The sequence below is a fragment of the Gelidibacter algens genome (assembly GCF_001678675.1).
GTDB classification, from domain to species: domain Bacteria; phylum Bacteroidota; class Bacteroidia; order Flavobacteriales; family Flavobacteriaceae; genus Gelidibacter; species Gelidibacter algens.
Map to the genome: position 1 here is coordinate 1 of NZ_LZRN01000122.1, position 928 is coordinate 928.

1 protein-coding gene is annotated in these 928 nt (G+C 31.6%); it reads left to right on the forward strand.

The genetic code is table 11. The features are described 5' to 3' along the window. Window positions 1–748, forward strand: a 748-nt coding sequence (locus A9996_RS19385) for an FEKKY domain-containing protein (protein ID WP_248912390.1), incomplete at its 5' end; no start/stop codon positions are given. Between the last annotated feature and the right edge of the window lie 180 nt (window positions 749–928).

A 928-nucleotide genomic window follows, 5' to 3' on the forward strand; every position in this document is an offset into this window, starting at 1 on the left:
TAAAACATTTAGACTCAACCAAAAGACAGTTTCACTAACTGAAAAAGGTAGAAGCCTAATAATGAATTGTATGTTAAAGAATAAAATTGAAAATTTAGAAAAAATAAAAATAAAGAAGATGAAAAAAATATTATTAACTCTGATTTTAGCGTTGAATTTTATGGTTTCTAAAGCGATTGAAAAAGAAATAATTGCAGAGGTAGTTTTTGAAAACTTAACTGGCAAGGAACTTAACTCTGGCGAATTTTTTGTAACCGAAACAAATGAAAGAATTGAAATTAATAACACTCAAAGTTTCAAAATAACATTGCCTGGAAAAGGCAAATATCAGTTCGGATTCGCAACAGACGATTTTACGGCCTATACATATTATCCATCGAGAATTACCGATAAAAAGAATACAATAACAATTCGATTAGTAGAGAAAAAGGAATCGACATTTAATAACGGAACTTTCTCTTTCCCAATGAATTTAAACACAAATCTGACAGATGAGCAAATTGAACAACGAATTATTGATGGAAACCTAAACTTCATTATTCACGGAATTGACAACTCGATTCCCGATGGGTTCGCTACTTTCAAAGAAAAATATGGAATTGGACTTATTAAAGAGAATTGTGTAATTGACCCTTTGTCGTTTAAAAGAGCGACTGAAAACAATCGGATGATTTCAGATTATTTAAATAAGAAATATGGAAAAGATTGGTTGAATGAATTGCCAACAAAACCATTTGGAATAAAATAAAAAAACGTTTTACAACACCGTATATAAGCTATGGCTTGGTCTTTCCTTACTTGGAAAATCCTGCGAATTTCCCAAAGCCGGTTTTTATTTGGAGAGGTTCGTGCTAAAACACGCCACAGCTCATATACATCAACGTTAGTACACAGCTGATCGAAACTCTGGAAATTCCTCGATTTTTTT